This window comes from Legionella erythra (assembly GCF_001467615.1).
Taxonomy (GTDB): Bacteria; Pseudomonadota; Gammaproteobacteria; order Legionellales; family Legionellaceae; genus Legionella_C; species Legionella_C erythra.
Window position 1 is genome coordinate 1 of sequence record NZ_LNYA01000014.1, and the last position, 4,025, is coordinate 4,025.

Genomic DNA, 4,025 nt, shown 5'->3' on the forward strand with positions numbered 1-4,025 from the left:
CACAGCCCCCGCCTCGGCACAAGACTGGAACAACGAAGCCATCCGTCTCAGACAACTCGGCAAAATCGAGCAAGCCAATGCCATTGAAAAACAAATGATCAAAACGCAAAGCTCCGCCACTAAACCAGACCAATCGAGCCTTCCCTTGCAGCGAATTAATCAAATCAGCAAAAAAGTAGGCAAGCAGCCAGTTCCTGCCCCCGAGAGCAAGGATACACCTGAGTCGCTGGTCAGTGATCTGGTGGCGGCGGCGAGAGCAAAAACTGTTTTTGCTCATAAACGGCTGGCTAACTCCGCCGAGCTTGAGACGATTTGGTTGACTATTCCCGTCCCAACCAAAAAACGGCAATACTCCAATTTGTTCATCTACTCGCTTAGCCATTACAACAGCATCAGAAAAGCCTTAGGCTCCAATTTAATGGATAACATTTATAAACAGCTTTTTACGGTTAAAACCTTATCAATAACCATCAACACCTTCGGGCTTGAGCGTTCGCTTTTTTATTTTCTATGCGAAGACGAGGTAACAACGGATATTTTGCATCATCAATTAAAACATACCCCGGATCTTTTAAAGTCTATTCCCACGTCATTATGGATTGCAAAAGCAGCGCATGGGCCAGTGAGAACATCACTGCTCTTCCGTTTAACGGTAGGCTGTCCGAACATTCTTGATCTCATGGCTCAGGCCAATCAGGGTGAGGCCCTGGAGAAAATACCCTTGATGGAGTGGTTTGAAGAATACACTATCGCTGAAGAGGCCCGCATGACTCCCTGGGTTGCCCTGATGCTTGCCCCATTTAAAGCCAAGCCCCATTTACAGGATGTTGAAGAGCTCACCCAGTCATTCTACAACCAAATTTACTACCTTAGCGGCTCCATCCCCCCATCCTTTTCACCTGAGCAATTGTGCCGTGAAAATTTTATGGTTATCCGAGAGGGCACGAAGTGTTCGATTACCCTGTTGCATGCGCTGCTTTTTAGCCGCGAAGGATGCAAACTGCTGAAACGGTGGCTTGACAAAAATCCTGAATCACTGGCTAAAATTCCTTTGGAATATTGGCTTAAAGAAACCCGTCTGTTCAATCAGACACTGACTCCACTTGAAAGCTTAGCCTTCGAGGGCAGCCCGATTTTAGACAGGCTTCTGCAGCAATACCCTGATTTAGCTTTCAACATCAAACCGGAAATCCTCTACCGGCGAAGCCATAAAGGCTCTATGATTCACCATTTAGCCGCTAATTATAATTATAATGATTTTCTTATCCGCTTATTGACTGCAAACCCCCACTTGATTACGCAAATCCCTGCCAACGCGTGGTATGGTTCCGGTTTTCTTAATACCACACCGCTTTACTGGTTCTCCACGACCGCAGCGGGTCGGCAATTTATTCTATTCTTATTGGAAGGGCACCCTTCTCTCATTGACCAGATTCCCTTATCAACCTGGCTTGAACATCCGGGGCAATCATTAGAGCACCACCACCTCGACAAATGTGTGCTGTTTTGGTTACTTAAGAATAAAAGCTATAAAATACTGGACTTACTCGCTGATAAGCTGATAGACAAGATTTCCTTAAAGGAATGGCAGACGCTGATTACGTCCGTCGCGGGGGATATGTTAAATAATCTTGTCAGTGGATCCCAGGAAGGCGGGCTGTTCTTTACCAAGCTTGCGAAGAAATTAAGCAATACCATGCAGAAACAGGGTATTTCTCCAATGCCGCTGGCAGAACCGCTTATCCAAAACAAAAAACCGCCTGCCGAGACTGGGTCGCATGCGCCACAGTTTTTCGCTCCGGCTTCATCCTCCAAGGAGGAAGAGGCTTCGAGCAAGACCATGGCCTGCAAAACCAGTAGCCGATCCTTTTAACCCAGTCGACGGCTTGCGGCCGCAAAGTTTCGTGATTTTTTTGGTGGTGGTGGCGGTTGGGTTAAAATGGCTAAGGCTTTGATGGCATCGGGTTGGCCTGCGCGTGCCGCGCGGTTAATCCAAACCCAGGCTTTTTTGCGGTCTTCGACCACCCCTTGCCCATAGTAGTACATGTAGCCGATGGCGTATTGAGCATCGGGTTGGCCTTTTAAGGCTTCGGGTTTTAAACGAATAAAGGCCGCACGGTATTCTTCCGCCCTGAAATCGGCAATACCACGATATAAATTGGTGTAATTGACACAAGCAGCTAAAGACAAGATTAACAACAGGGCCATAGCCGCACGAAAACCTGCCCACATAGGTTATTCCTCTAATAAAGGCTTCGCCGGTTCTTCGAAGCGCAGTTCATTCTTAGGCAAACTTAAGCTCTCAAGTGTACCATTATGCAAAACGACGATGCCATCCTGGCCAATGCGTTTAATCACCGCCCCGCCCGGCAAAGTATCGCCTACACGGTAGGATTTTTCCTCCCCTCCCCCGGAGCGGAGCAGTACCTGCGAATCCTCTGGTGCTGTGGAATACATAATTCCGACAAGGTCCACATCGAGCATGGACTGCTTGATGGTTTCATCCATGCTCACCGGCACATAATCACCGAATAAAGGGGCCGTAAACACCGGTGAACGGGGGATAATGGATTGTTCTGTAACCTTTGGGGCTGCTTGGGTACTCAGGAGCTGTCTATCCAGTGGTTTAAAAAGACTATAAAGCTCATACGCCGTTAAAATGGCGAAGATAACCACAATCGCTATCGCGATGGCCTTTTCATAATGTTTTAATGATAGAAACGATAATTCGCTGGCTTTCATGCTAAGTTACAGGGATCATTCTACAATAATCAGGAAGCAATCTGCTAAAGTTAGCATGGTTTTTGCCTGTGACTATAGCATTTTAGTAAATTTCTAACAAAAGGACATGAAGATGCAGCAACAGGACCAACCACATGTGCAATTAGCCGCGATGTCCCGCTGGTATGTTGTCTCCCGAGCGATTCATACCGTGGCTAAACTGGGCGTTGCCAATTACATGTCATCTGAGCCCACCCAATTGAGCGATCTGGCAGAGGCCACGGGGACTCAGCCTGAATTGCTGGATCGCATGCTTCGTTTTCTCTCAGCCTACCAGCTTTTTCACCATCAGGACGGCGCTTACGCGTTAACGGAGTTGTCCAGGCCCTTGCGTGATGATGATCCGCACTCTATACGCGATGTGCTGTGCATGGTGGATGACAGCTGGTGGCAAGCCTTTTCATCCCTTGACCAGAGTTTAAAAACCGGCGAAGCCGGCTTTCGTGAACAGCATGGGGATGATTTTTTCCATTTTTTAAGCGAACACCCTGAAAAACAACGTAATTTTGACCGGGGCATGGCTAAATTATCGACTTACGATGACGGCGCCATCGCCAAAGCCTATGATTTTTCCGCCTTCCGCTCTTTAGCGGATATGGGCGGCGGCTTAGGCGGCCTCGCTAAAGCCATTGCGTTAAAACATCCTGAAGTCAACGTCATTTTATTCGACTCCCCGCAGGTCATTGGCCAGTTAAACACGAGCGCTTTCCCTGCCAATGTTCAATTGCAGGGCGGGGATTTCCTTAAAACCATCCCTCAGGCCGACGCCTACCTGTTTAAGGGGGTCTTGCATGATTTCAATGACGAGATGATGCATCAGATTTTAAGCAATTGCTGCCGGCAAATGCCCCCTGAAGCCATGCTGTTTATTGCCGAACAGGTTCTGCCTGAAGATGATTTGCCGCATCCGAATAAAACCATGGACATTGTCATGATGGCACTCTTGGGCGGCAGGCAGCGCACGCTGCACGAATGGCAAAAACGCATTGAACCCTCGGGCTTTACCTACCTTGACCATTATAAAACCGAGAGCATTTTTTCATTGATGGCCTTTAGACCGGTTAAATGATGGGGTAGTTGCCATAGACTTGGGGTATAACTGTTCCGCTGCTGCGCGACGAGATTGATTTTTTAACACAAACTGAATAATATTCACTCATTTTGAATATTTTGAATCAATTCGTGCAAAAAGTATTATATTGGCAAGACGTATTAGGTAACAGTGAGGATTTAAACCAATATCA

The 4,025-nt window shown here is 47.4% G+C and carries 4 protein-coding genes; 2 read left to right on the forward strand and 2 right to left on the reverse strand.

Annotated elements, in window-relative coordinates:
• On the forward strand, positions 1–1,873 hold a 1,873-nt coding region (locus Lery_RS15420), incomplete at its 5' end, for a hypothetical protein (RefSeq protein ID WP_162262940.1).
• Here Lery_RS15420 and Lery_RS03595 read toward each other — a convergent pair.
• On the reverse strand, positions 1,870–2,232 hold the full coding sequence (locus Lery_RS03595; RefSeq protein ID WP_058525893.1) for an SEL1-like repeat protein: 363 nt from the start codon (positions 2,230–2,232) through the stop codon (positions 1,870–1,872). The genes Lery_RS15420 and Lery_RS03595 overlap by 4 nt on opposite strands.
• A gap of 3 nt (positions 2,233–2,235) precedes the next feature.
• Positions 2,236–2,742 carry a type II secretion system protein N gene (locus Lery_RS03600; RefSeq protein ID WP_058525894.1) on the reverse strand — a complete coding sequence of 169 codons (507 nt, stop codon included), beginning with the start codon at positions 2,740–2,742 and terminating at the stop codon, positions 2,236–2,238.
• Between the two features lie 112 nt (positions 2,743–2,854).
• On the opposite strand from Lery_RS03600, the gene Lery_RS03605 reads away from it, so the two are divergent.
• Complete coding sequence (locus Lery_RS03605) at positions 2,855–3,850, forward strand: methyltransferase (protein WP_058525895.1); 996 nt, start codon at positions 2,855–2,857, stop codon at positions 3,848–3,850.
• The last annotated feature ends 175 nt before the right edge of the window (positions 3,851–4,025 follow it).